Origin of the sequence: Rhodococcus sp. T7 (assembly GCF_009872365.1) — a bacterium.
Lineage (GTDB): Bacteria > Actinomycetota > Actinomycetes > Mycobacteriales > Mycobacteriaceae > Rhodococcus_F.
Genome location: NZ_WXYH01000390.1, coordinates 238,593 through 239,319 on the forward strand (window position 1 = coordinate 238,593; position 727 = coordinate 239,319).

General features: G+C 64.0%; 1 protein-coding gene. It reads right to left on the reverse strand.

Annotated features, from left to right (window positions below; all coding sequences use genetic code 11):
- The coding region (locus MLGJGCBP_RS49615) for an alpha/beta fold hydrolase (RefSeq protein ID WP_160098355.1) at positions 1 to 659 on the reverse strand (659 nt) is incomplete at its 3' end.
- Positions 660 to 727: the final 68 nt, after the last annotated feature.

Below are 727 nucleotides of genomic sequence, written 5' to 3' on the forward strand. Positions count from 1 at the left end.
ACGATCGAGTCGGATTGGCGAGTGGGTTCGTCGCCGACGCGCAGGAACTCCGGATCCCAATGCCAGTACCAACGGCCATCACGCAGGCGAAGGTTCTTGCGCAGCCCCTGCGGGTTGGGCTTGCGGACACGGTTCGGGGTATACGCCGCGATCGCCGCTGCCGCGTCGTCGAGGCTCTCGAAACCCTCGAGGCCACTGCGCATGAAGGCCATGATCTCCGCGGTACCGCTCGTTTCGACCTTCGGTGCGATATCGACCAAGACCAGGCCGCGAGCGAGATCGGGATTCTCCCCCTGCCCGATCAACGAGGTCATACCGCCCATCGAGGCACCGACGAGTACCGGCTTCTCCCCCAGCTCATTGATGACCGAGGTCAAGTCGGCGACCAACGCATCGATGCCGTAATCCCCGTCCGGTGCCCACTGACTGTCTCCATGCCCACGGGCATCCAGCGCAATGGCGGACCAGCCGTCCGCCGCGAGACTGCGTCCGGTGTTTCGCCAGGAATGCCGGGTCTGCCCGCCGCCGTGCAGCAGCAGGACCAGGCCCTTTCTGCCGACGCCTGATCCGCCGTCACCCGGTGCCGGTGGATCCCATCGGTCGCCGGCAAGCATGACACCATCACCGGTGAATTCGGATTGTGCGACTACGGGATCCATGGAGTTCCTCACCAACATCATCGAGTCGAGCATTCTCCACCATGGTGCACCACGGGGTGAACAGTAAT